At 65.4% G+C, this 24,081-nt stretch carries 18 protein-coding genes, 1 tRNA gene and 1 riboswitch; of the genes, 17 read left to right on the top strand and 2 right to left on the bottom strand.

What is annotated here, in order from left to right; translation table 11 throughout:
* Nucleotides 1-2 precede the first annotated feature (2 nt).
* Nucleotides 3-896: an NAD(P)/FAD-dependent oxidoreductase gene (locus ACQKLX_RS04220; protein ID WP_427360096.1), complete on the bottom strand. Its 894-nt coding sequence runs from the start codon at nucleotides 894-896 to the stop codon at nucleotides 3-5.
* Between the two features lie 232 nt (nucleotides 897-1,128).
* Between ACQKLX_RS04220 and ACQKLX_RS04215 the strand changes: the two genes are divergently transcribed.
* From ACQKLX_RS04215 to ACQKLX_RS04195, 5 genes are all read left to right on the top strand, one after another.
* Nucleotides 1,129-1,776 carry a TetR/AcrR family transcriptional regulator gene (locus tag ACQKLX_RS04215; RefSeq protein ID WP_427359767.1) on the top strand — a complete coding sequence of 216 codons (648 nt, stop codon included), beginning with the start codon at nucleotides 1,129-1,131 and terminating at the stop codon, nucleotides 1,774-1,776.
* Nucleotides 1,777-2,488: 712 nt separating this feature from the next.
* Nucleotides 2,489-3,514: a DUF3616 domain-containing protein gene (locus tag ACQKLX_RS04210; RefSeq protein WP_427359765.1), complete on the top strand. Its 1,026-nt coding sequence runs from the start codon at nucleotides 2,489-2,491 to the stop codon at nucleotides 3,512-3,514.
* A 118-nt stretch (nucleotides 3,515-3,632) separates the two neighbouring features.
* Nucleotides 3,633-4,463 (top strand): outer membrane protein, encoded by an 831-nt coding sequence (locus tag ACQKLX_RS04205; protein ID WP_427360094.1) that lies wholly within the window; start codon nucleotides 3,633-3,635, stop codon nucleotides 4,461-4,463.
* A gap of 41 nt (nucleotides 4,464-4,504) precedes the next feature.
* Complete coding sequence (locus ACQKLX_RS04200; RefSeq protein ID WP_427359763.1) at nucleotides 4,505-5,080, top strand: NUDIX hydrolase; 576 nt, start codon at nucleotides 4,505-4,507, stop codon at nucleotides 5,078-5,080.
* 122 nt (nucleotides 5,081-5,202) lie between these two features.
* Nucleotides 5,203-6,099 (top strand): hypothetical protein, encoded by an 897-nt coding sequence (locus ACQKLX_RS04195; RefSeq protein WP_427359762.1) that lies wholly within the window; start codon nucleotides 5,203-5,205, stop codon nucleotides 6,097-6,099.
* Nucleotides 6,100-6,115: 16 nt separating this feature from the next.
* On the opposite strand, the gene ACQKLX_RS04190 is transcribed toward ACQKLX_RS04195, so the two are convergent.
* Nucleotides 6,116-8,500, bottom strand: a complete 2,385-nt coding sequence (locus tag ACQKLX_RS04190) for an AI-2E family transporter (RefSeq protein ID WP_427359760.1) — start codon at nucleotides 8,498-8,500, stop codon at nucleotides 6,116-6,118.
* 141 nt (nucleotides 8,501-8,641) lie between these two features.
* On the opposite strand from ACQKLX_RS04190, the gene ACQKLX_RS04185 reads away from it, so the two are divergent.
* From ACQKLX_RS04185 to ACQKLX_RS04130, 12 genes are all read left to right on the top strand, one after another.
* A complete protein-coding gene (locus ACQKLX_RS04185; RefSeq protein ID WP_427359758.1) occupies nucleotides 8,642-9,397 on the top strand; it encodes a GntR family transcriptional regulator in 756 nt (251 codons plus the stop codon).
* Nucleotides 9,398-9,446: 49 nt separating this feature from the next.
* Nucleotides 9,447-9,644: riboswitch (cobalamin riboswitch) on the top strand.
* 120 nt (nucleotides 9,645-9,764) lie between these two features.
* Nucleotides 9,765-11,708, top strand: coding sequence for a TonB-dependent receptor plug domain-containing protein (locus ACQKLX_RS04180; RefSeq protein ID WP_427359756.1), 1,944 nt, complete (start codon nucleotides 9,765-9,767; stop codon nucleotides 11,706-11,708).
* On the top strand, nucleotides 11,705-12,565 hold the full coding sequence (locus ACQKLX_RS04175; RefSeq protein ID WP_427359754.1) for an ABC transporter substrate-binding protein: 861 nt from the start codon (nucleotides 11,705-11,707) through the stop codon (nucleotides 12,563-12,565). The genes ACQKLX_RS04180 and ACQKLX_RS04175 overlap by 4 nt, the downstream gene beginning before the upstream one ends.
* Nucleotides 12,562-13,587 carry a FecCD family ABC transporter permease gene (locus ACQKLX_RS04170; RefSeq protein WP_427359753.1) on the top strand — a complete coding sequence of 342 codons (1,026 nt, stop codon included), beginning with the start codon at nucleotides 12,562-12,564 and terminating at the stop codon, nucleotides 13,585-13,587. Before ACQKLX_RS04175 ends, ACQKLX_RS04170 begins: the two co-directional genes overlap by 4 nt.
* Nucleotides 13,587-14,378, top strand: coding sequence for an ABC transporter ATP-binding protein (locus ACQKLX_RS04165; protein ID WP_427359751.1), 792 nt, complete (start codon nucleotides 13,587-13,589; stop codon nucleotides 14,376-14,378). Before ACQKLX_RS04170 ends, ACQKLX_RS04165 begins: the two co-directional genes overlap by 1 nt.
* Nucleotides 14,375-15,379 carry a DUF6925 family protein gene (locus ACQKLX_RS04160; protein ID WP_427359749.1) on the top strand — a complete coding sequence of 335 codons (1,005 nt, stop codon included), beginning with the start codon at nucleotides 14,375-14,377 and terminating at the stop codon, nucleotides 15,377-15,379. The genes ACQKLX_RS04165 and ACQKLX_RS04160 overlap by 4 nt, the downstream gene beginning before the upstream one ends.
* A 104-nt stretch (nucleotides 15,380-15,483) precedes the next feature.
* The gene (locus ACQKLX_RS04155) at nucleotides 15,484-17,091 is read left to right on the top strand and encodes an FMN-binding glutamate synthase family protein (protein WP_427359747.1); all 1,608 of its coding nucleotides are present in this window, start codon (nucleotides 15,484-15,486) and stop codon (nucleotides 17,089-17,091) included.
* A gap of 204 nt (nucleotides 17,092-17,295) precedes the next feature.
* Entirely contained in the window at nucleotides 17,296-18,420 is a 1,125-nt protein-coding gene (locus ACQKLX_RS04150) for an efflux RND transporter periplasmic adaptor subunit (RefSeq protein WP_427360092.1), read from the top strand.
* Nucleotides 18,421-18,424: 4 nt separating this feature from the next.
* Nucleotides 18,425-21,559, top strand: a complete 3,135-nt coding sequence (locus tag ACQKLX_RS04145) for an efflux RND transporter permease subunit (protein ID WP_427359746.1) — start codon at nucleotides 18,425-18,427, stop codon at nucleotides 21,557-21,559.
* 85 nt (nucleotides 21,560-21,644) lie between these two features.
* Nucleotides 21,645-21,721 (top strand) — tRNA-Arg (locus tag ACQKLX_RS04140).
* A gap of 255 nt (nucleotides 21,722-21,976) precedes the next feature.
* Nucleotides 21,977-22,681, top strand: coding sequence for a hypothetical protein (locus ACQKLX_RS04135; protein ID WP_427359744.1), 705 nt, complete (start codon nucleotides 21,977-21,979; stop codon nucleotides 22,679-22,681).
* A 587-nt stretch (nucleotides 22,682-23,268) separates the two neighbouring features.
* Nucleotides 23,269-23,967 carry a helix-turn-helix domain-containing protein gene (locus ACQKLX_RS04130; protein WP_427359742.1) on the top strand — a complete coding sequence of 233 codons (699 nt, stop codon included), beginning with the start codon at nucleotides 23,269-23,271 and terminating at the stop codon, nucleotides 23,965-23,967.
* Nucleotides 23,968-24,081 lie beyond the last annotated feature (114 nt).

Raw genomic sequence — 24,081 nt, 5'->3', positions numbered from 1 at the left:
TGTCAAACCAGCATCGACTGCTGGGCGAAGATACCCGCCATCGCGCCTTGCCATGATGCCGTGGTGACCGAGGGGATCCCGGGGTTGGCGAGGTCGCCGGCGGCGTAGATGCCGGGCGTGCTGGTTTCGCGGCGCTCGTCGGTCTTGATAGCGATGCCGGTTGGCGTAGCGACGGTGGTGAGGCCTAGTGTTTCATGCAGGCTTGCGGACGGCTTGTTGCGCGGATGCGCGAACAGAATGTCGACCGCGATATCGGGGCCGGTATCGAGCTTGATGGTGGCACCATGGCTCCCGTGACGGGCGATCCCGGTGATCCGTCCATCAATGACAGGTACCTTTCGGCCTGCCAGATCGGCCCGGATGTCGGGAGCGATGTCGTGGACATCAGCGAAAACCGTCAAATTGTCGGTCCAATCGTGAAACAGCCTGACCTGATTCATCGACTGCGGACCCGACCAGACAAGGCCCCAATGCTGGTCGGCCACTTCAAAGCCGTCGCAATAGGGGCACGGGATGACGGATGTGCCCCAGTTTTCAGCATAGCCAGGAACATCAGGCATCTGGTCGACGATGCCGTAGCTCAGGATCACGCGGCGCGCCTTAAGGCTCTCGCCATCGCTCGTGCGGACGGAGAAATCGTCGATGGCACCGTAGACGCTGTCGGCGCGGGCATTGACCATTTTGATCGCAGGATAGCGCGCGAGTTGCTGCCGCGCCTCGGCCAGGATGGCCGATGGTGGCTTGTCATCGTGGCCGAGCAGACCGTGCGAGCGGCCGGCGAAGCGATTGCGCGGCAGGCCGGTATCGAGAACGGTGACTTTGCGGCGGGCACGGCCGAGCTGCAGCGCGGCGGCGAGACCGGCAAAGCTGCCGCCGATGATGATGACGTCATCCATGGTGATGGGCTCCTTGTTGGGGATGGAAGAGGATGGGCCGGACCTGGCGGTGGCCGGGGCGCGGGCGATGCCGATGGCGGAAAGCGCCGCGGCCAGCTTCAGCAGGGTTCGTCGCTGCATGGATCTCTCGTGTTTCAGGTCGACGATCGTCTGACGAACACGCTTGCATATTTATAGAACTTAATGGTATCGTAATTCAGAAATTACGATACTGTCAAGGACCAGAATTATCGTGACTGAAAATCGCCAAGGCCGGCGCGGCCGGCCCCCAAACCAGGCGCTTGGCCAAACGATCGTCGGCGCCGCGAGCGAACTCTTTGTGGAACTGGGTTTTCAAGCGACGACCCTGGACAAGATCGCCCAGCGAGCGAGAATCTCGAAGCTCAGCATCTATCGGCATTTCGAGAACAAGGAGGCACTGTTCGGCGCGGCCATCGCGGCCCACTGCCATCAGTTTGCACCTCTGGCCCTTGTTGAAGGGCTCGAGGGATCGGCCGAAGATCAGCTCATGGCGGTGGGAGCATCCCTGCTTCGCACGCTGCTGAGCCCGGACGTCCGCAGTGTCGAGGCCATGATCATGGCCGACAAGACGAACCAAACGTCGCTAAGCAAGCTCTTTTACGAGGCCGGCGCCGCTCATGTCATCGGCCAAATTGAGGCCCTGTTGCGTCAGATGCATGCGAAGGCGGTATTGAACGTGCCCGATCCTCTCCAGTCCGCCCGCTTGTTTGCCGCGCTATTCAAAGGATCCGATCTCCTGATGATCGCACGCTTTGATGAGGCGAGAGCAGAGGACGACAACGAGATCGAATCCTATTGCCGGTCGGCCGTCGCCATGTTCATCGCCGCGCACGGTGGCAAAGGCCACGCGGGCGGATAGCCTCCTGCCACAACCGGCTCACTAAGCGAGAGACCGCTTTGGGTCCGAAACGGACCCTCAACGCTTGCTGGCGGGAATAGTCATCAACCTTATCCCCGCCCTCGCAACCTCCCGTATAATGCCGCGCATCCCATCCCCGAGGGGCGGCCGACCGGAGGCAAGCTGATTGGCGGGGTGGGTGCGGCGCCTGCGGGCGAGGGTTGCGCCTCGCTCCCGGGAGGCTTCGGGAACCGACCTGGAGGCACTACGACCTCTGCGCGAGGAGCTCGCTAGACCGCGCCGGCGTCAGCCGGCGCGACAGAAGCGCGGCCCGGAGTTTTCAAATCGCCGCTTGGCGGAGCGCCACGGGGCGTGCGGATGGTGGCTCAATCCATCCGCGCCGCTTCCTGGCTCAACGGAAGCGGATCACCAAACGCGCCTCGCGGCGCTCCGCTGCCCCTCACATGCGACAACGCCCGCAGGATCGGCCTGCGGGCGGGGATAGGCTTGGGCGCGATCTTCCTTCTCCCCCCGGGGGAGAAGGTGGCAGCGCGCAGCGCTGACGGATGAGGGAAGTCCAGCCCGACGCTCAGCGCTCACCCGGTCGTCCCGCCCTCATCCCCTGCCGGACCTTCTCCCCCGAGGGGAGAAGGAGGCTAGCAGAGAATCGATGCTCGCCCTTTGCAACCGCCATCGCGCCCCCTATCTCGCCAGTTTCCATCGGAGCATGACCATGCGGCTCGCGTTCCTGTCTGCCCTTGCGCTCAGCCTGCTGGCGATGAATGCCGCTAATGCCGAACCGCTGAAACCCGAACGCAAGATCGAGGCGACCTCCGATTTCGCCGGCAAGAAGCGCAAGGCGGCCAATGACATCAGCGGCATCGCCTGCCGCCCGCCGGCCGGCGGCGAATGGCGCTGCCTGATCGTCAACGACGAAAGCAAGGCGGCCCAGTTCGCGACGCTGTCACAAGGCGCGATCAAGCCCGAACGCCCCCTGCCGCTCATCGGGGACGCTGCGCCCGTCGCCAGCGGGCGCCAACCGACGATCGGCTGCCCGAAGCCGGGCAACTTCGGCGAGTTCGACGGCGAGGGTGTCGCCTATGCCGATCGCGTGTTCTATGCCGTCGGCTCGCATGGCTGCTCGCGCCATGGCGGCGAGTATCGCCCCTCCTCCTTTCTGCTGGCACGCATTGCACCCGGCAATGGCGAAGCCGGCACGCCCGAATTCAGCTGGCGCGTCGCCGACCTGCTCGCCGCCGCCACGGAGGTCGCGCCCTATCTCGGCAAGCCGCTCGACGCTGGGGCGAACGGGCTCAACATCGAGGGTCTCGCCGTCGTCGGCGATCGACTCTGGCTCGGCCTGCGCGCTCCCTCGCTCGACGGCCACGCCTTCCTGGTCGGCGGCAGCGTCGCCGAGTTGTTCAAGCCGGGCAGCGAGCCGGCGACGGACAAGCCCCCGTTCCTCGCCTTCCGGGCCGGCGCGCAGCGCGGCGTGCGCGATCTCGCCCCGCTCGCCGATGGCCGCCTGCTCGTCCTCGTCGGCCCGGCGCAGGACCAGGACGTGCCCTATGCGGTCCTTCTGCTCGACCCCGCCGACCCCGGCTCGGTCCGCGAACTCGGCGAACTGCGCACGCGCAAGAACGCCAAGGCGGAGGCGCTCACCGTGCTGGCGCAGGAGCGCGACGAGCTGCGCGTTATCGTCGGCTATGACGGGGTGAAGAACGGCGAGTTCGAGGAATACCGACTGAAGCTGCGCTGATACTGTAGATCGAGCCGCAGATGCAGCAACTTTGTCGACGATCTGATTACCGGACGTAAATGACCCCGGCAGTATATCAGGCAGCATTGCTGCACTGATTTTCTGAGGCTGGGGCATGATGAGGACGATAATCGCCAGTACCGTTGCCGGGCTGCTTGCCGGCTCCGCCGCATTCGCCGCCGATCTTCCTTCCCGCAAATCCGTGATCGCTCCGCCGATCGTACCCGCCTTCACTTGGACGGGCTTCTATGTCGGCGTCAACGCCGGCTATTCCTGGAACGACAGCAAGACGCATTACAGCTACGCGCTCAGCAATCCCGCCGATTTCGCCGAGTTCAACGCGCTCGGCCTGGTGCCGCAACGCCTCGGCCGCAATGCCGACGGTTTCACCGGCGGCGGGCAGATCGGCTACAACCATCAGATCGGCCAGTTCGTCCTCGGCGCCGAGGCCGATTTCCAATATCTCGATGCGCGCCAGAGCGCTGGCCAATCGGTCACGCTGCTGGATGCCAACGGCAGCAACGCGACCGTGTTCACCGGCACGCGCTCCAGCCTCGACTGGCTCGGCACGCTGCGGGCCCGCGCCGGCTACGCCTTCGACCGCACGTTGCTCTACGCCACCGGTGGCCTCGCCTATGGCCGCAGCGCGAGCAACTCCTTCATCACCTCGGTCGGCGTCGACGATGACGGCCCCTTCGTCGGCCTCTGGAGCGGCTCGAAGAGTGGCACCAGGCTCGGCTGGACGGTCGGCGCCGGCGTCGAATACGCCATCACCGACAATCTGACGCTCAAGGCCGAGTATCTCTATTACGATCTCGGCCGGGCGAAGTATCAGATCGCCGGCGTCTCGACCGATCCCGATGACGAATTCCTCGGCGCCACCGTCCGCCGCGACACCAAGGGCAGCATCGTCCGCGCCGGCCTGAACTGGAAGTTCTCGACCTTCTGATCGCTGGACTTGGTCATCGCGGCGGCCGACCATCCGCCGCGATGACGAATCTCACAGCCTTCCTCGACCGCCTCGATTCCATCGTCTCCCGCTATCTCGCCGAGGTCGCCGGTCCGCGCGAACGGCTCGCCTTGTTGCGCTGGCAGATCGCCGAGCGCCATGCGCTCGACCGGCGCGAAACCATGCCGGGCCACGCCACCACCAGCGCCTTCGTGCTCTCGCCCGACCATGCCCAGGTCCTGCTGATCGACCACGTCGTGATCGGCCGCTGGCTCCAGCCCGGCGGCCACTATGAGCCGGCCGGAAGCTTCCATGAATCGGCGCTGCGCGAGGCGGTGGAGGAGACCGGCGTCACCACTCCGGTCCTGCATCCCTGGCATCGCGGCGGCGACCTGCCCTTCGCCATCGACAGCCATGAGGTGCCGGGCAACCCTCGTCGCAACGAGCCGCCACACATCCACCATGACCTGCAATATCTCTTCATCGCCGATCCCGCCCTGCCGCTGGTCGCCCAGGAAGAGGAGGTCCATGCTGCGGCCTGGAAGCCGATCGCGGCGCTGGCGGAGATTGCCCCTGTCGCATTCGCCCGCCTGCGCAGCCTGAGCCCGTCCGGCTGAGCCGGCGGCTGCGGCTGTTGCCGCGCCGCAACAATACCCGGGTATAATGCGATCGCCGAAGAGTCCATATTGCGACTCATTCGCATTTGCGTAAGCTGGATTCGCCAACAGGATCGCCAGCCATGCTGAAGCTCACCGCCTTCGCTCTTGCCGTCTCGGGCCTGCTCTCGCCCGCCTTTGCCGCCGATCTCCCGCCGCGCAAAGCGGCCCCGGCAGCCCCGCCGGTGCTCTCGGCCTGCAGCGAAAGCGAGGGCATCCCGACCGACGCTTTCGGCTTCACCACCGGTTCGGATGTCGCCGATGTCGGCTCCTTCGGCGCGAGCCTGACCTATAATGGCGGCTTCGGCGTCCGCGACGGCCGCCAGGCGGCGCATGGCCTGCAGCTCCAGGGCTCCTACGGGCTCTTTCCCTGCTTCGAGATCGGCCCCTATCTGCTCGGCGGCTATACCGATGCCACCATCGCCGGCACGAAGGCGGACAACCGCAGCGTCGGCGCCGGCATCGAGATGAAATACCGCCTGCTCGGTCGCGACCTGCACGGCATCGGCCTGACCGTCGTCGTCGACCCCAGCTTCAACCGCACCGATCCGACCGGCGCCGGCAACTTCACCACCTACAACACCGGCATCCGCCTCTTCGCCGACAAGACGCTGGTTCCCGGCAAGCTCTACGCCGCGCTCAACCTGTCGCACGACCTGACCTGGACGGGCCCGAGCCCCTATCTGCGCTCCTCGACCTTCACGGTCGGCGGCTCGCTGGCCTGGCAGCTCGTCGACGGCCTCTATCTCAGCGGCGAGGTCCGCCATCTACGCCGTCACAGCGAACTCGGCTTCGGCAAGGAAGCCGGCTACGCCACCTTCGCCGGTCCCGGCGTCTTCTGGCAGGCGAACAAGCAATTCGCCATCTCGGCAGCCTACAACATCCAGGTCGCCGGCAAGGCCAAGGGCGTGCCGGGCGATCTCGACGTCACCAATTTCAGCCAGCACGTGCTGAAGGTGAAGGCGGCCTATAGCTTCTGAGCGAGGGCGCGAAGCCTCATTCCGGAACCTGCTGGCCGACAGTCGCGCTCGCTTCGGCTTCGGGCTCTGCCTGTTGCTGCGCGCTGCTATCGGCCTCTTTCCTGCTGATCGTCTCGACCACATCACCGGCGAGTTTCTCCAGCAATTGCTTCTCGCGCTGGTCGAGCGTGCGCGCTTCCGCATCGAGGATGCAGAGCGCTCCAAGGACGAAGCCGTCGGCAGAGCGCAGCGGTGCGCCGGCATAGAAGCGCAGTCCCCAGGTCTTGGCGACGGGATTGTCGGTGAAGCGCGCATCGCGCTCGGTATCGGCGACGACCAGCGTCTCGCCACCGGCCACGACATAATCGCAGATCGCCGCCCGGCGCGGCAGGATCGGCCGGCCGGCTTCGTCCCGGCCAAAACCGGACAATTCCTTGCTGCCGCCAATCACGATCTCCCGCTCGGCATCGATCGCGGAGATCATCGCCACATCGACATCGAAAGCATCGGCCGCGCGCTTGGCGATCGCATCGAGATCGTCGCGCAGCGCCTCGTCGAGGAAGCCCGTTCCGGCGAGCGCCGCCACGCGCTCGGCATCATTGGCCGGCGCCTCCGCTCCGACCGGCTCGCCCGCCATCTCGGGCAGCAGACGCTGGACCCGGCCGATCGCTTCCTGGATCGAGGTCGCGATTTCCTCTGCCCCGATGGCCTCCGGCGCACCGCTCGCCAGCGCCTCGGGCGAGACCGTCCAGAGCACGACGACGATCTTCAACTCCGGCCAGCGCTGCCGCAGCCGACGACAGAACTGCCGGGCGGCACCGTCCGGTTCGCTGCTGAAATAGTTGATGCAGACGACCGGCACCCTGTCGAGATCGAGCCTGGCAACCGAGTTTGCCGTGACATGGGCGACCCTGCGGGTTTGCGCAGGGATGTCTTCGAGGCCGAGAGCATGGGCGAGCATCTCGGCGGCGATCGCATCGATCTCCCATTTGCCGCCGATGCAGACGACCTTTGGAGAAGAAGCGGTCGCATCGGCGGCCGGATGCTCCTCGCGCAATTCCTCCAGCAGCGCCTCCATTCCCTCGGCGACGCGCAGGCGATGGGCGGCGGTTGCCTGCCGCCCATAATCGTCATGGGCGAGCCGCAGCACAGAAATGCCGACGCTGTCGTAGAAGGGCGTCACCGCGAGCGTTTCGATCTCGCCCTCGGCGATCTCGATGGCTTCGTCGACATCGCCCGCGAGCAGGCGCTGGTAGATCCGCTCCGCCGGGCTGAGCACTGGTACCGAGCCGAGCAGCGTGTCGAGGAACTGCAACTGCGGCAGGGTCTTGCCTAGAACGAGCAGGCAGACCGTCAGCGGCGTCGACAGGATCAGGCCGACCGGCCCCCAGAGTGCCGTCCAGAAGGTCGCGGCGGCAATCAGCGAGATCGCCGAGAGCCCGGTGCTGGTGCCGTAGAGCATCGGCTCGACGAAATTGTTGCTGATGAGCTCGAGCCCCGCGATCAGCGCGAGCGTCCACAGCACCATGTGCCAGCCGGGATCGACCGCAAAGGCAAGCGCCAGCGGGAAGATGGCCGAGATCAGCGCGCCGACATAGGGCACGAAGCGCAGCACCGCCGCGACGACGCCCCAGAGCAGCGCGCCGGGCACGCCGATCAGCCACAGGCCGAGCGCCAGCGGAATGGCGAAGGTGGTGTTCACCACGAGCTGCATCAGGAGGTAGCGGCTGATCCGCCGGCCGGCATCCTCGATCGCGTCGGTCGAGCGGTGCAGGTTGCCGCCGAGGATGCGCAGCAGCCGGTCGCGCAGATCGGTGCGATCCAGCAAGGCGAGTACCACGAAGACGAGGACGATGCCGGCCGTCGCCAGCGGCTCGAGCACCCGCCCGAGCCAGATCAGGGCGACCTGCAGCTGGGTGCCGGGCGCCGATACGACCTCGACCCGTTGCGCCTCGCTGCCCTGCACTGCTTCGACTTCCTTCTGAAGGGAGGCGATCGCGTTCAACGCGCCGTCGAGCATCCCCGGCGCCCTGAACTGCGCCTTGAGATCGTTGATCTTGCCGTGGATGGTCGACTGATAGGTCGGGAGCTGCTCGCCCAGCGAACGCAGCTGCGTCCCCAGGACAAGGAAGAGCCCACCTAGCAGCACCAGCACGACGGTCATCACTGTCGCGATCGCGATCACCTTGGGCAGCCCACGTCGGCGCAGCCACATCACCAGCGGATTGAGTGCGAAGCCGATCAGGAAGGCGAAGGCGAGCGGGATCAGGATGTCCTGACCGTAATAGAGCGCCGCGATGATCACCGCGGCGGAGACCAGCGTCGCCGCCACCCTGACGATGTCGCTCGCGCCCGTATCGCTTGCACCGAGGCCGCCCGCCTCCGGCTGGATCATGGTTCGGCGGACTGGCGGTGTCGTCATCATGGTCGAAGCCCCCCGGCCCGCTCTGGATGGTCTTGAGAACGTGAGAGAGACGGCCCGGTTCCCCGAAACCCGCCCCGCATTGCGAACTGCAAGCCGCAGACGCTAAGAGGAAGCGATCTTCAACCGCGGGTATCTGCAATGACGCGCGACGAGGCCGGAAGCGGCGCATCTGACAAGGCCGGAACGATCTGCCGGGCGCTGCGCCGGGCGATCATCGAGCGGGCGCTCGAACCGGGCGCGACCTTGCCCGAGGATGCCCTCGGCGAGCGCTTCGGCGTCAGCCGCACCCTTGCGCGCCATGCGCTCGGCCAACTCGCCGCCGAAGGGCTGGTCGAACTGCGCCGCAACCGCACCGCCGTGGTGGCGACGCCAAGCTGGCAGGAGGCGCGCGACACCTTCGACATCCGCATCGAGCTGGAGGGCCTCGTCGTGCGCCAGCTCGCTGGCCGCCTGAGCAAGACGCAGCTCGCAACCTTGCGCGCCCATGTCGATGCCGAGGATACGGTGCGCGGCGAATCCGACGCGGTCTCGATCCGGCTCGCGACCGAATTCCACATCCTGCTTGCTGAGATGACGGAAAGCCCGATCCTCATCCGCTACGTCAGCGAGCTCGCTTATCGCTGCTGCCTGATCCTCTCACTCTACAGCCGGCCGCACTCCTCGGAATGCGGCGTCAACGAACATCGCCTGCTGATCGATGCGCTCGAGAGCGGTGATGCCGCAAAGGTCATCAGCCTGATGCACCGCCATCTCGATTCGGTGGCGGAGCGGGCGCTGGTGGCGCAGGCCAAGCCGCGTGGACGCGACATCATGGCGATCCTCGCGCCCTATGCCGAAACATCGCAATCAGCCGGCAAGCCTCGCGGAAAGCGCGCGCTGAAGGCTGCCGAATAACCCCATCGCAAGGGCCGGCCGGCGCATTGACCCCGCCGCATTTCCGCCCTACTCGTGAACGCGACGGTTCCCTCACGGGATCAAAAGGGAACGCAGTGCGGATGGCCTGGCCATCTCATGCTGCGGCTGCCCCCGCAACTGTAAGCGGCGAGCCTTTCGCCATACGCCACTGGGACCTCGGCCCTGGGAAGGCGGCGAAAGGCAGCGACCCGCGAGCCAGGAGACCTGCCGTCAGCCGTGGTCACACGCGAACACATCGGCCGGGGTGCGCTGATGGGTGGTAGAACTGCGCGCACCCGGTTTCGGGCGCGGGTGGGGACATCTCGTTCGCGGTGACGTGCCACTGACGTTACCGCCGAGGTTTCCCGTGTTCCGTTTGCCAAGTCCCGCCAGGAGCGGGCGTTCATCCCTTGCCCTCTCTTTGCTCGCCGCCTCGACCATGCTGACGCCGCTCTCCGCATCGGCGCAGTCGGGTGAGAAGCCGATCGCGCTCGATGAGCTCGTCGTCAGCCCGACCGGCGTTCCGACGCCAGCCAGGGAGATCGCCAGCTCCGTCACCGTCATCACGGCCAAGGAGATCGAAACCCAGCAGCGCCGTACCTTGCCGCAGGCGCTCGCCGCCGTGCCCGGCCTCAACCTCGTCCAGACCAACGGCCCGGGCGGGCTGACCTCGGTCTTCATGCGCGGCACCAATTCGAACCACGTCAAGGTGCTGATCGACGGCATCGAGGTGAACGATCCCTCGACGCCGAACCGCTCCTTCGACTTCGGCCAGATGCTGACCACCGACATCGAGCGGATCGAGGTGCTGCGCGGCCCGCAGAGCGGCCTTTACGGCGCCAATGCGCTCGGCGGCGTCATCTCGATCACCAGCAAGCGCGGCGAAGGCCCGCCCAAGGTGACGGGCACGGTCGAGGCCGGCTCCCATGGCACCTTCAACCAGAGCATCGGCGTGAGCGGCGGTGACGACCGCTTCGACTACGCCTTCGGCATCAGCCATTTCCGCGCCGATGCGACGCCGGTGACACCGCCGGAGCTCGTGCCCGCCAGCCGGCGGCGCAATCCGAACTCCTATGACAACTGGAGCTATTCCGCCCGCCTCGGTGCTCGCCTGACCGACACGCTGAGCGTCAACTGGGTCGGCCGCTATATCGACGGGCAATTGCTGTTCACCGGCGATTCCGGCTTCCCGAGCCTGCCGGATGCCTTCCGCTCCAGCCAGAACTACCGCCAGGCCTTCACCCGCGGCGAGGTCGTCTGGGCCCCCCTGGACGGGCAGTTCGTCAACCGCTTCGGCGTTTCCTACAGCAATCAGGATCGCTCCAACCGCCGGCCGAACGCCTTCGGCATCCTCGGCCTGCCCGCTGAGAACCTCGGCGAACGGACCAAATACGACTGGCGTGGCGATCTGAAGCTCACCCAGAGCCAGACCCTGGTGATGGGCCTGCAATACGAGACCGAGCGCTTCGACACGCCGAACAAGACCGTCTCGAACGGCAACAAGGGCGCCTACGTCGAATTGCAGTCGAACTGGACCGACCGCTTCTTCACCGTCGCCAATATCCGCTACGATCACGACGACAAGTTCGGCGGCCACACCACCTATCGCATCGCACCGGTCTTCATCGTGCCCGGCACCGACACCAAGCTGAAGGCGAGCTACGGCACCGGCTTCAAGGCGCCGACGCTGAGCGAGCGTTTCAGCGATTCACGCCCGGCCTTCAACTTCTACGGCAATCCGAACCTGAAGCCGGAGGAAAGCCGCGGCTGGGACGTCGGTTTCGAACAGCCGCTGCTGAACGGGCAGGTCAATGTCGGTGCGACCTGGTTCCACAACGACATCGACAACCTGATCCTGACCAACGCCGCGCGCACCTCCTATACGAATATCGGCCGCGCCACGACCAAGGGCGTCGAGGCCTTCGCGGCGCTCGAGCTGACGCCGCAGTTCAAGGTGCACGCCGACTACACCTTCACCCTCGCCAAGGACGAGACCGCGCATCAGGAGCTGCTGCGCCGGCCACGCCACAAGGCCAGCATCACCGCCACCTGGATGCCGATCGAGAAGCTGACGCTCTCGGCGACGCTGATCTATGTCGGCGAGCGCGTGGACGGGAACCGCGATTTCTCGATCTCGCGGATGCGCGCGCCCGGCGCCGCCATCGTCAACCTCGCCGCCGACTATAAGGTCGACGACAAGCTCACCGTGTTCGGCCGCGTCGATAACCTGTTCGACAAGCGCTACGAGAACCCGGTCGGCTTCCTGGTGCCGGGGCTCAGCGCCTTCGGCGGGATCAGGATGAGCCTGTGAGGCGGCTGGCCGCCCTCGCGCTCGGCCTCTGGCTGGCGGCGTCCGGCGGCCCGGCCCAGGCGGACGATGTGCCCGTCAAGCCGCAACGCATCGTTTCGCTCAACATGTGCACCGACGAGTTGGTGCTGCGCCTTGCGTCCCCGCAGCACATCGCCTCGGTGACCTGGCTGTCGCAGGACCCGCGCAACGCCAACATGGCCGGGCTCGCCCGCACGATCCCGGCCAATCACGGACTGGTCGAAGAGGTGCTGGCACACAAGCCCGACCTCGTCGTAGCCGGCGCCTACACGACACGCGCGACCGTCGCGCTGCTGAAGCGCGTCGGCGTGACGGTCCGCGAGTTCGGCGTGCCAAGCAATCTTGCCGAGATGCGCCAGCAGATCCGCGACATGGCCAAGCTCCTCGGTGAGCAGGAGAACGGCGAAGAATTGATCGCCGGGATCGACGCCCGCCTCGCCGCGCTGTCCAGCCGCCCTCGCCCGGCCCATCCCCGCGCGATCGTGCTGCGCCCGAACGGCTTCACCACCGGGCGCGGCTCGCTCGTCGACGAGATATTGACGGCCGCGGGATTGACCAACCTCGCCGCCGAGCTCGGCATCGACAATTACGGCCAGATCGCGCTCGAGACTGTCGCTATCGGCGAGGCCGACATCCTGATCCTCAACACGACGCCGGATGGGCCGCCCTCGCTGGCGCACGAGATTCTGCATCACCCGGTCCTCGCCCGGCTCGGCGACCGGCTGAAGCTCGTCGCCTTGCCGTCGAAGCTCTGGACCTGCGCCGGCCCGGCGGTGATCGACGCCATCGAATTGCTGCTCGATGCGGCCGCGCCGGCATCGACCGGAACCAGACCATGAGCACCATGGCCATGCCCTCATCCACATCCGACCGGATGCCCTATTGGCCGCTCGTCGGTTTGCTGGTCGCCGCGACGCTCGCCATGGCCGTGCTCTCGCTGGCCGTCGGCTATGCCCGGCTCGACTTTTTCGTCGCACTCGGCGACTGGCTCGCCGGGCGCCAGACCCTACCCGCGCTGGTGCTGGTCGAACTGCGCCTGCCGCGCGCCATCCTCGGCGCTCTCGTCGGCTTCAGCCTCGGCCTTGCCGGCGCGGCGATGCAAGGGCTGCTGCGCAATCCGCTGGCCGAGCCCGGTATCGTCGGCATCTCCAGCGCCGCCGCCTTCGGCGCCGTCAGCGTGTTCTATTCGGGCTTCGCCGGCGCCTTCGCGCTGGCCCTGCCGCTCGGCGGCATCACCGGGGCACTGCTGGCGGTCCTGCTGCTCTTCGCCCTCAACGGCCGCGGCGCCGGGACAATGACGCTGATCCTCGCCGGCGTCGCGATCAACAGCTTCGCCGGAGCGATGACCTCCCTCGCGCTCAATCTGGCGCCCAACCCTTACGCCGCGCTTGAGATCGTGTTCTGGCTGATGGGCTCGCTCGCCGATCGCAGCCTGATCCATGTCTGGCTGGTGCTGCCGCTGATGCTGGTCGGCTGGGGCCTGCTTCTTTCCTGCGCGCCGGCCCTCGACGGGCTGACGCTCGGCGAGGACACGGCGCGCAGCCTCGGCTTCGACCTGACCTGGCTGCGAGTGCGATTGATCGGCGGCGCGGCCCTTGCCGTCGGCAGCGCCGTCGCCGTCACCGGCGCGATCGGCTTCGTCGGCCTCGTCGTGCCGCATCTGCTGCGCCCACTGGTCGGACACAAGCCGGGCCGGCTGCTGCTGGTCAGTGGCTTCGGCGGCGCAATCCTGCTGCTCGCCGCCGACACGCTGCTCAGGCTGATACCGATCCGGCCCGAACTCAAGCTCGGCGTCGTCACCGCCCTGATCGGCGCGCCCTTCCTGTTCAGCCTGATCCAGCGCCTGCGGCGGGAGGCGTGATGCGCATCGAGGCCAACGGCATCGCGATCGCCTTCGACGGCAAGCCGATCCTCGCGGGGATCGACCTTGCCTTGCGCCCCGGCGAACTCGTCGGCCTGATCGGCGCCAACGGCGCCGGCAAGACCACCTTGCTGCGCATCCTCGCCGACCTGCTGCCGCCAGCTTCGGGCTCGGTGCTTTATGACGGCGCTCCGGTAAGCAGGCTGGGGCGCCGCACGCTGGCGCAGCGCCTCGCCTTCCTTGCTCAGGGCGGCAGCGTGCAATGGCAGATGCGGGCAGAGGCAGTCGTCGCGCTCGGCCGCCTGCCGCATCGTCGGCCCTTCGCCGACGTCACCGAAGCCGACAAGGCTGCGATCACCAACGCCTTCGCCGCGGCCGATGCCAGCGCCTTTCGCGGGCGCAGCCTCGATACCCTCTCCGGCGGCGAGCGCATGCGCGTCCTGCTGGCGCGGGCGCTGGCGGTGGAGGCCGAGATGCTGCTCGCCGACGAGCCGCTGGTCGGGCTCGATCCACGCCACCAACTCGAGGCGATGGCGCTGTTCAAGCGGATCGCCGCCGCAGGCACCGGCGTGGTCGTCGTTCTGCACGATCTCTCGCTTGCCGGGCGCTTCTGCGATCGGCTCGTCCTCATCAATCGTGGCCGTATCCTCGCCGATGGGCCGCCCGACGCTGTGCTGGACGACGTCAACCTCGCCCGCGCCTTCGGCATCGCAGTCGCCCGCGGCAAGCGGAACGGCGAAGACTTCGTCCTGCCTTGGCAGGCCCTGACTAACGAGGAAACCAGCCGATGACGGCAGACGACGTGACCAGCCTGATCCGGGACGAACTCGCCTCAGTGACGACGCAGTGGAATCTCGGCACCTTCGGCGCCATCGCCGAATTCCTGCGCGATCCCGGCGAGCCGGTCGAGCTCGGCGACGGGCCGGGCCGCCTCTTCGCCGTCACCGATCGTGGCGGCATCGGCTTCGACGATCTCTCTGAGGTCAGGCTCTTCGCTTCGGAAACCGCAGTCGGCTCGGGCTGGAGCCATCGCATCGCGCTCTGCCTGCCGGAAGCGGCCTGCGCAATGAACCGGCGCAGCGTCCTTACCGAGCTCGGGCCCGATGAAGCGGCGCTGCGGCCGCAGGACCGCGCCGGCATCCTGTTCGACATGGGCCTCGGCACGCTGCAGGTCGATATCTGCATCCGCACCGGCGATCCCGAGTTGATCGCGACCTTGCGCTCCGTTGCCGGCAGGAGCTTGTTCGAAACCAGCAATCCGGCGATGGGCGCGATCGTCGCGAAGGGGCCGCACCGGGTCTTCATCGCGCGCGCCGGCCGTTGCGAGGTCTACCAGCCGATCCCGCCGGCTGACGGCAAGAGCCCGGAAGGACCGCACACCCATGTCCTGCCGCAATTGCTGCGCAACGGCCGGACCCATGCGGCCACCGAGCCGGTGCCGGATGGCTGGGTACCCTTCGCCCATCTCGTGCCCGCCCATCCGCTGAAGGACGCGATGGCCCGCCCGCGCCCCTGGGATGGCGCGGCGCACGAGCGCTTTCAGGAACTCCTCGCCGCCACGGGCGATCCGGAGCTCACGACACTGAAGCGCGAGCTTCTGCAGGCGATCCGCGCCGGCTCCAATCCCACCGACTTCCGCGAGCCGGCGAACAAGTTCGCCCGCCACACCTTGCGCGTCACGCTAAGGCAGTTGCGAGCCGGCTCTCCACCACCGGGCTTGTCGCGCTGGCTGGAGGCCTTCGACAAGCAGGAGCCGGCGAGCGAGGAGGTCGACGCTTACGGCCACGGCTAGTGAGCATCGGCCCCCGGTCGCTTCAGGGCGCTCAGTCATTGACGTCTTTACACTGGCTCGGAACTACGGGGAGATAAGCGTCCTCGTTCGGGCAGGTTTCGGATATGACGTTGCGACTGAGCCGCTTCACCACCCTCACCCTCTGCATTGCAATCGCACTGGTGGCGCTTCCGCTCGCCTTCAGCCACCCCTGGCTCTGGCTGCCCGGCCTGCTGGCGACAATCCTGGCGCTGCTCGGCCTCTGGGACCTCACCCAGACCGAGCACGCGATCCGGCGCAACTACCCGGTGATCGGCCATATCCGCTGGTTCGCCGAGCTGGTTCGGCCCGAACTGCGCCAGTATTTGTTCGAGGCGGACGAGGAGGCGGCGCCGTTCTCGCGCTCGCAGCGCTCGCTGATCTATCGCCGCGCCAAGAACCTCGCCGGCGACCATCCTTTCGGCACGCTGCTCGACGTCTATCGCGACGGCTACGAGTTCATCGGCCATTCCACCCGGCCGGCGCCCGTCTCCGATCCCGAGAGCTTCCGCATCACCATCGGCAACGACCAGTGCCGACAGCCCTACTCCGCCTCGGTCTTCAACATCTCGGCGATGAGCTTCGGCTCGCTCTCGGCAAATGCGATCCGGGCGCTCAACACCGGCGCGCGCCTCGGCCGCTTCAGCCACGACACCGGCGAGGGCAGCATCAGCCCCTATCATCGCGAGGGCGGCGGCGACATCGTCTGGGAGCTCGGCAGCGGCTATTTCGGCTGTCGTGACGAGAACGGCCGCTTCGACCCCGAGCGCTTCGCCAGGCAGGCGACCGACGCCCAGGTCAGGATGATCGAGATCAAGTTGAGCCAGGGCGCCAAGCCCGGCCATGGCGGCATCCTGCCGGCGCCGAAGGTCACGCCCGAGATCGCGGCGACGCGCGGCGTCCCGGTCGGGCAGGATTGCGTCTCGCCGGCGAGCCACAGCGCCTTCTCGACGCCGCTGGAGATGATGGCCTTCATTGCGCAATTGCGCGAGCTCTCGGGCGGCAAGCCGGTCGGTTTCAAGCTCTGCCTCGGCCATCCCTGGGAATTCATGGGCATGGTCAAGGCGATGCTGGAGAGCGGCGTCGTGCCCGATTTCATCGTCGTCGACGGCGCCGAGGGCGGCACCGGCGCAGCCCCGGTCGAGTTCAGCGATCATATCGGCCTGCCGATGCGCGAAGGCCTGCTCTTCGTCCACAACGTGCTGGTCGGCGCCGGCCTGCGCGACAGGATCAAGATCGGCGTCGCCGGCCGCATCGTCAGCGCCTTCGATATCGCCAGCGTCCTCGCCATCGGCGCCGACTGGGCCAATGCCGCCCGCGGCTTCATGTTCGCGCTTGGCTGCGTCCAGTCCCTGTCCTGCAACACCAATCGCTGCCCGACCGGCGTCGCGACGCAGGATGCCGTGCGCCAAAGGGCGCTGGTCGTGCCGGACAAGGCGCAGCGCGTCCATCGCTTCCACGCCAACACGCTGCACGCGCTGGCCGACATGCTGGCGGCAGCCGGCCTGACCCATCCCGAGGAGCTCGGCCCGCATCACCTCGTGCGCCGCGTCAGCGCCACCGAGATCCGCCTCTTCTCCGACCTGCACGTCTTCCTGCAACCCGGCGAATTGCTGACCGGGCTCTGCGAGCATGCGTTCTATCGCCGCAACTGGGACCTCGCCCGCGCCGACAGCTTCGACCGGATATCGTGAATGCAGCTTCGTGCAGCGACGACGAAAAGCATCTTAGGCAGACCCGGGCGCGTAACAAGACCGTAGCGTTACCGGCAGAAAAATGCCCAGTATCGATTCGGGATAGGATTGCGCCCGCCCCGCAACCAGCGACTGCGGGGCGAGCGAGGCGGCGAAGAGGAGTGGCCAATGTCTGAGCGTTCACGGATGGCACGCGCGAAGCGGATGTCTTCGACCTTGCCTCTCTCCGTCATGGCGCTTGCAGCCGCCCTCGCCTTCGGATCGGGAACCGGCGCCCTCGCCCAGCAGCCCGCGCCCGCCGCCGTCCCGGTCGGCACCGTCATGGCCGAGAGGCGCGCGATCACGCAGACCGCCGACTTCGTCGGGCGGATCGAGGCGGTCAATCGCGTCGACATTCGCGCCCGCGTCACCGGCTTTCTCGACGAGGTGCTGTTCAAGGACGGCTCGACCGTTGCCGAGGGCGCGCCGCTCTTCCGCATCGAGCGCGCACCGTTCGAAGCCGCGGTCGAGCAGGCGCAAGGCGCGCTGGAGCGCGCCCAGGGCACTCTGCAGAATGCCATTGTGCAGCGCCAGCGCGCCGAAGACCTGCTGCGTACCAATGCCGGTTCCGTCGCGATCCGTGACCAGCGCGTCGCCGAGGAGAAGGGCGCGCAGGGCGACCAGACCACCGCGGAGGCCAATCTGAAGACCGCCCAGATCAATCTCGGCTATACCGAGATCAAGGCTCCGATCGCCGGCCGGATCGGCCGCACCAAGGTGACCAAGGGCAATGTCGTCGGCCCCGATACCGGCGTGCTGGCCCAGATCGTCAGCGACGATCCGATGTATGTCACTTTCCCGGTCAGCCAGCGCGAATTCCTGGCGCTGAAGACCAACCGGTTGCCGGCGGACGGCCAGGCGCCGCTGGTCAGCCTGAAATTCTCGGATGGCTCGAGTTATGACCAGAAGGGTCGCGTCGATTTCGTCGACGTCTCGGTCGAGCGTGCCACCGACACCGTGCTGGTCCGAGCCACCTTGCCCAATCCGACGGGCAAGCTCCTCGACGGTACACTGGTTCGCGTCGCGGTCCAGGCCGACAAGAGCGAGGAAAAGGTGCTGGTGCCACAATCTGCGCTGATCGCCGACCAGCAGGGTTCCTATGTCTTCGCCGTCGAGGGCGGCAAAGCCGTAGCGAAACGCGTCAAGGTCGGGGCGGAGGCCGGCGCCTATGTCGCGATCGATGAGGGCCTCGCCGGCAACGAGCAGATCGTCATCCAGGGCCTGCAGAACCTCCGGCCAGGCGTGCCCGTGCTCGCTTCGCCCGTGACCCCGCCGGTCGGCCGGAGCTGAACCGATGCTGAGCTCCGTCTTCGTCGACCGGCCCCGGCTGGCGATCGTCATCGCGCTCGTCACCACGATCGCGGGCCTGATCTCGCTCTTCGCGATTCCCGTCGCGCAGTATCCCGATATCGTGCCGCCGCAGATTTCGGTGCGAGCCGTCTATCCCGGCGCTTCGGCCGCTGTGGTCGAGCAGACCGTGGCCCAACCGATCGAGGCCCAGATCGTCGGCACCGACAAGATGCTCTATATGAAGAGCGTCAGCGGCAATGACGGCAGCTACTCGCTGCAGGTCTCGTTCGAGCTCGGCACCAACGCCGACATCAACAACGTCAACGTCAACAACCGCGTCCAGCTTGCTCTGTCGAAGCTGCCGCAGGAAGTCCAGCGCAGCGGCGTCACGGTCAAGAAGCAGTCCTCGGCCCTGCTCGGCGTCATCGCCGTCTACGCGCCGAAGGGCAATTACGACACGCTGTTCGTCTCGAACTACGTCACGATCAACCTGCTCGACGCGATCAAGTCGACGGCCGGCGTCGGCGACGCCGCGCTGTTCGGCGCGCAGGACTACGCCATCAGGGCCTGGGTCCGCACCGACGCCCTGACCGGTCTCAACCTCACCACCGGCGACATCATAGCGGCGATCCAGGGCCAGAACGCGCAGGCCGCGGTCGGGCGCATCGGTGCACGGCCGATCTCCGACGACCAGCAACTGCAGCTCAACATCCAGACCAAGGGCCGCCTGACCTCGCCGGAAGAGTTCGGCAAGATCGTGCTGCGCACCAATGCCGACGGTTCGGTGCTGCGGCTTTCCGACGTGGCGCGCCTCGAGCTCGGCGCCGCCAATCTCGACCGCGACACCAGGCTGAACGGCGGCCCCGCCGTGCTGATCGGCGTCTACCAGGCGCCTGGCGCCAACGCGCTCACCGCCTTGGACTCCGTCAAGAAGACGATCGGCGACCTTCAGAAGTCCTTCCCTGAAGGTCTCGAATGGAAGGTCGTTTACGATCCGACCGCCTTCGTCACGGCTACGATCCACGAGGTGCAGAAGACGCTGATCGAGGCCTTCGTCCTCGTCGTGCTCGTCGTCTACATCTTCCTCGGCAATCTCAGGGCGACCCTGATCCCGACCATCGCCGTGCCGGTGAGCCTGGTCGGCGCCTTCATCGTGCTCAACGCCATCGGCTATTCCGCCAACACCGTCTCGCTGCTCGCGGTCGTTCTCGCCATCGGCATCGTCGTCGACGACGCGATCGTCGTGATCGAGAACGTCGAGCGTGTGATGGAGGAGCATCCGGAACTCTCGCCGGCGGAAGCGACCAAGCGCGCCATGGGCGAGATCGTCGCCCCGATCATCGCGATCACGCTGGTGCTGCTCTCGGTCTTCGTGCCGGTCGCCTTCATCCCCGGCATCTCCGGCGAGCTCTTCCGCCAGTTCGCCGTCACCGTCGCAGTCGCGATGGTGCTCTCGGCGATCAACGCGCTGACCCTGTCGCCGGCGCTCTGCGCCATCCTGCTGAAGCCGCATCATGGACCGCGGCGCGGGCCGATCGGCTATATCATGCGCGGCATCGACTGGACGCGCGACCGCTATGGCGACGGCGTGGCGCGCCTGGTGCGCATCTCGTTCATCAGCCTCGCCCTGACCGCTGCCTTTGGCGCCGGCATTTACGCCATGGGGCGGATCACCCCGACCGGCTTCCTGCCGGAGGACGACCAGGGCGCCTTCTTCGTCGTCGCCCAATTGCCCGACGGCGCCTCGATCGGGCGGACATCGGCGCTCGCTGCCGAGGTCGAAGGCATCCTGAAGACCGAGAAAGCGATCGCGGACTATTCCACGGTCATCGGCCTCAACTTCATCGACAACTATTCGCAGCCCAATGCCGGCTTCTTCGTGGTGACGCTGAAGCCATTCGACGAACGCACCAGCCCGGAAGACACGGCCCCGGCGGTCATCGCCCGGCTGGCGCAGAAATTCCGCAGCGTGCGCGACGGCAATGTCGTCCCGGTCGCTCCGCCGCCGATCATCGGCCTCGGCACCGGCGGTGGCTTCAGCTATGTGCTGATGGATATGGGCTCCTCGGACCCCAAGGCGCTCGGCCGGGCGCTGCGCGGACTCACGGTCGCCGCCAACCAGGACCCGCAATTGCGGCGCGTGTTCTCGACCTTCTCGGATTCGGCGCCGTCGATCTATCTCGACATCGACCGCGACAAGGTCCAGATCCTCGGCGTCGCGCTGAGCGACGTCTTCCAGGCCCTACAGGCCTCGCTCGGCGGCTACTACGTCAACGACATGAACCTGTTCGGCCGCACCTGGCAGGTCCAGGTCCAGGCCGAAGGCACCGACCGCGCCTCGGTCAACGACATCTATCGCATCAATGTCCGCAGCAAGTCCGGCGACATGGTCCCGCTGCGCTCCTTCGTCGAAGCGAGGGTCGAGGTCGGCCCGCAGGCGCTGATCCGCTACAACAACCGCCTCGCAGTGACGCTCCAGGGCTCGCCTGCCCCCGGCGTCTCTTCCGGCCAGGCGCTGAAGGCGATGGAGACGGTCGCGGCCAAGACGCTGTCATCAGGCTATCGCGGCGAATGGACCGACGTCTCCTTCCAGGAGAAGCGGGCCGAGGGGCAGACCGGGATGATCCTCGCCTTCGCGCTGCTCTTCGCCTACCTCTTCCTGGTCGCACTCTACGAAAGCTGGACCATCCCCGTGCCGGTGCTGCTCTCGGTGGCGGTCGGCGTGCTCGGCGCCTTCGTCGCGATCGTGCTCGCCGGGTTGACGCTCGATCTCTACGCCCAGATCGGCATCGTCGTGCTGATCGGCCTCGCCGCCAAGAACGGCATCCTGATCGTCGAGTTCGCCAAGGAACTGCGCGAGAAGGGCCACCCGTTGCTGCATGCAGCGACCGAGGGCGCGAGGCTGCGCTTCCGCCCGGTGATGATGACCTCCTTCGCCTTCATCCTCGGCCTGTTGCCGCTCGTCATCGCGGAAGGCCCCTCGAAGCTCGCCAGGCGCGATGTCGGCACGCCGGTCTTCGGCGGCATGCTGTTCGCGTCCGTCCTCGGCATTTTCGTGATCCCGGCGCTCTACGTCGTCTTCCAGGGCCTGCGCGAGCGCCTGCGGCCATCGACCCGGCCCAAGGAGGAACAGGCCTAATGCAGGGCTTGCGGACGCGATCGCGCGTCCGCAAAATCCCGCATTGCCGAAGCAGCAGGGATCGGCTATCCAGCCTGCACGGTTAGCGCCCGTAGCTCAGCTGGATAGAGCGTTGCCCTCCGAAGGCAAAGGTCACACGTTCGAATCGTGTCGGGCGCGCCATTTAATTCAAGTACTTAGCGCAATCTGACTGTGGACGGTAGAATATCCGTCAAATAAGATGCCTGCGGGCCTCGGCGTACACGTCGGGACTTTGGCGGATTCGTATGATGCAACAGAGCGGATCCAGCGGTGAAAGCGCCTCAGTGATGCGAACTGGTTATGATGTGTTGCCGCTACACGTCTTCAGCGACGCTCCGCTATAGGAAACTGGTCACCGTGCCATTGAGACCTTCTCCTCTAGGATACATTAGCTTCTTGGACGCAATAATCCTAATCCTTGAAGAGACGTATCGCTTGGAGTTGAAACAGATACAAAAAAGGAATTCCCGCGAAATCGATGCGAGCGTACAACGCAGAGGAAGTCGTTTTCCGGAAGGATTCGTAAAATTTGCTTTGCGCGATCTAGAAATAGACAATTGGCAAACTTTCACTGAAATCGAGCGGCTTCCGGAATTTCGAGAGTTATGCCGAGTTTCTTGCTTTCTATTTCAAAGCTGGCTGATTGAGGGGCTCCTCGCTGCTGAGGGCGACAGCGTAGTCGACGGGCGAGTGATCAAATTTGATAAGACCCATTTCACGAGAGAAGACGCGCATCGATTTTACGAGTCCCATATATCAGAAGGCGACTTAATAGCCGGGCGCAGGGTGCCTGAGAGCCAACTGCGACATGCACTGTCTCGCAGCGCGAAGGATGGCGGCACCTACTCCGCATATGCTCAGCTCAGTGGCGTCACGAGGGTGGGACTTGGCAAGGGACGGCCTGCAGATAAGAGAATGGCCGCTCGAGCTCATCTTCTCGCCCTGACTGACGAGGAGTTTGAAGCTATTGGACGTGGTCCCCAAAAAACCCTCGCCGATAGAATGATGCTTCCGATTTCCCGTCTGACGGCGGTCCGTGCTTATCGCGAGGCCGCGGAAGAACGAACGGCAAAAAAATTGGGTGTTGAAACAGACATTTAATAGCTTCGTATATTTCGACAGCTACATTTCTTGATCAAAGGACATTTAGGAACAACTCTCGCGGACCATTATGATCTCCTACAGCAGTGCGAGCGTCGCATGCTCACTGAGGAGAATAATTGTGGTCAATACATACGCTTTACGGATACAAGATCTTGTGGCGGCTGGCCCCCTAGGCCGAAGTGCCATTTACGAAGCAATAAAGTCAGGAGCACTGCCGGCCCGCAAGTACGGCCGTAGCACAATCATCCTGACAAGCGACTGGCACGCATTTTTGAGCGGCCTTCCTGAGAGAAAGGCGGCCAGCAACTCGCCAACCGAGGTTCGTGATCCTTACGATCTTTAGGGCTCACGAAAATGCTCGCCGCGAAATTCGACGTTGAATGCGTGAGAGCGCGTAGCTCAATCCCAAAGCGCAATCACAGCCCTTGAGTCGACCTGTGAGTTGGAAAGCCTCGGACCGGTCTCCGCCGTGGGAACCGAATGATATTGAGCGTGTGAGATGGACTGACGAGAGAAGCTTTCGCTCGGAACGTGCAGCATGGCTCCGTGACATCTACCGGACCGGTGGAACAAGATTCGCAAATATGCAGCTCATCTGTAATGTGATCTCGGGCTACATTGGCCCCGAGAAGGGGTATGCGTGGCCAAGCCTCGACAGACTCGCCGCGGACCTGGATTGGTCGCCGAAGACCGTGCAGCGCGCGATAGCCGAAGCAGTTCAGTGGGGCTGGCTGATAAAGCGGCCCTCGCGGCTGTCAAATCAGTATGAAATGTCCTTTTCGCGAAAAATAAGGACCGACGTGGTTCAGCGCCACAGAGAAAGGATCGCGAGGCTGGAGAGGCATCGTGGCGACGCTGATCGCAATGTTTCCGATTACACTGGTCAGGACAACTCTGGCCTGTCAGAATGGTCAGATCTGTCCATCGTGGATGGCAATCTTCGTCATGCAGAGACGGACAGACGTGTCCACCGATCCTCTTTACGATCCAATCCAACGGATCCGGTTCCACGATCCATAGGTGTAATGCTTGACGATAAGATCGGTAGAAACAACTCTTTGTTCGAAAAGCAAAAAAAATGCAGCACTGAGCAAATCGTGCTTGAACTTGGCGAAGGAAACTTCGCTGAGGGTCAATTCCTAGGCGAAATTCTTGGTCAAAAACGAGTTGAATACCTCCAACTTCGCGTCGAAGAAGTAGGAATAGGCGCAGCTCGAGAAGAAATTCAATATGCCAGGCTACATGCACAGCAACGATCTGCTACGAAGCGGACTGAGCGATAGAGACAAAAGTCGGTAATGGATGCTCTTTGTGCCCATTGAATTGCAGGTTTCATCACGCTCGACCGCAAATTGAGCTTGCACAGATAGCCCTAGAGCGTCCGAGATCGTAGCGTA

This window comes from Allobosea sp. NPDC003192 (genome assembly GCF_050275675.1).
Lineage (GTDB): Bacteria > Pseudomonadota > Alphaproteobacteria > Rhizobiales > Beijerinckiaceae > Allobosea.
The sequence above is the reverse complement of the archived record's forward strand: the minus strand, read 5'-3'. Positions and strand labels throughout refer to the sequence as shown.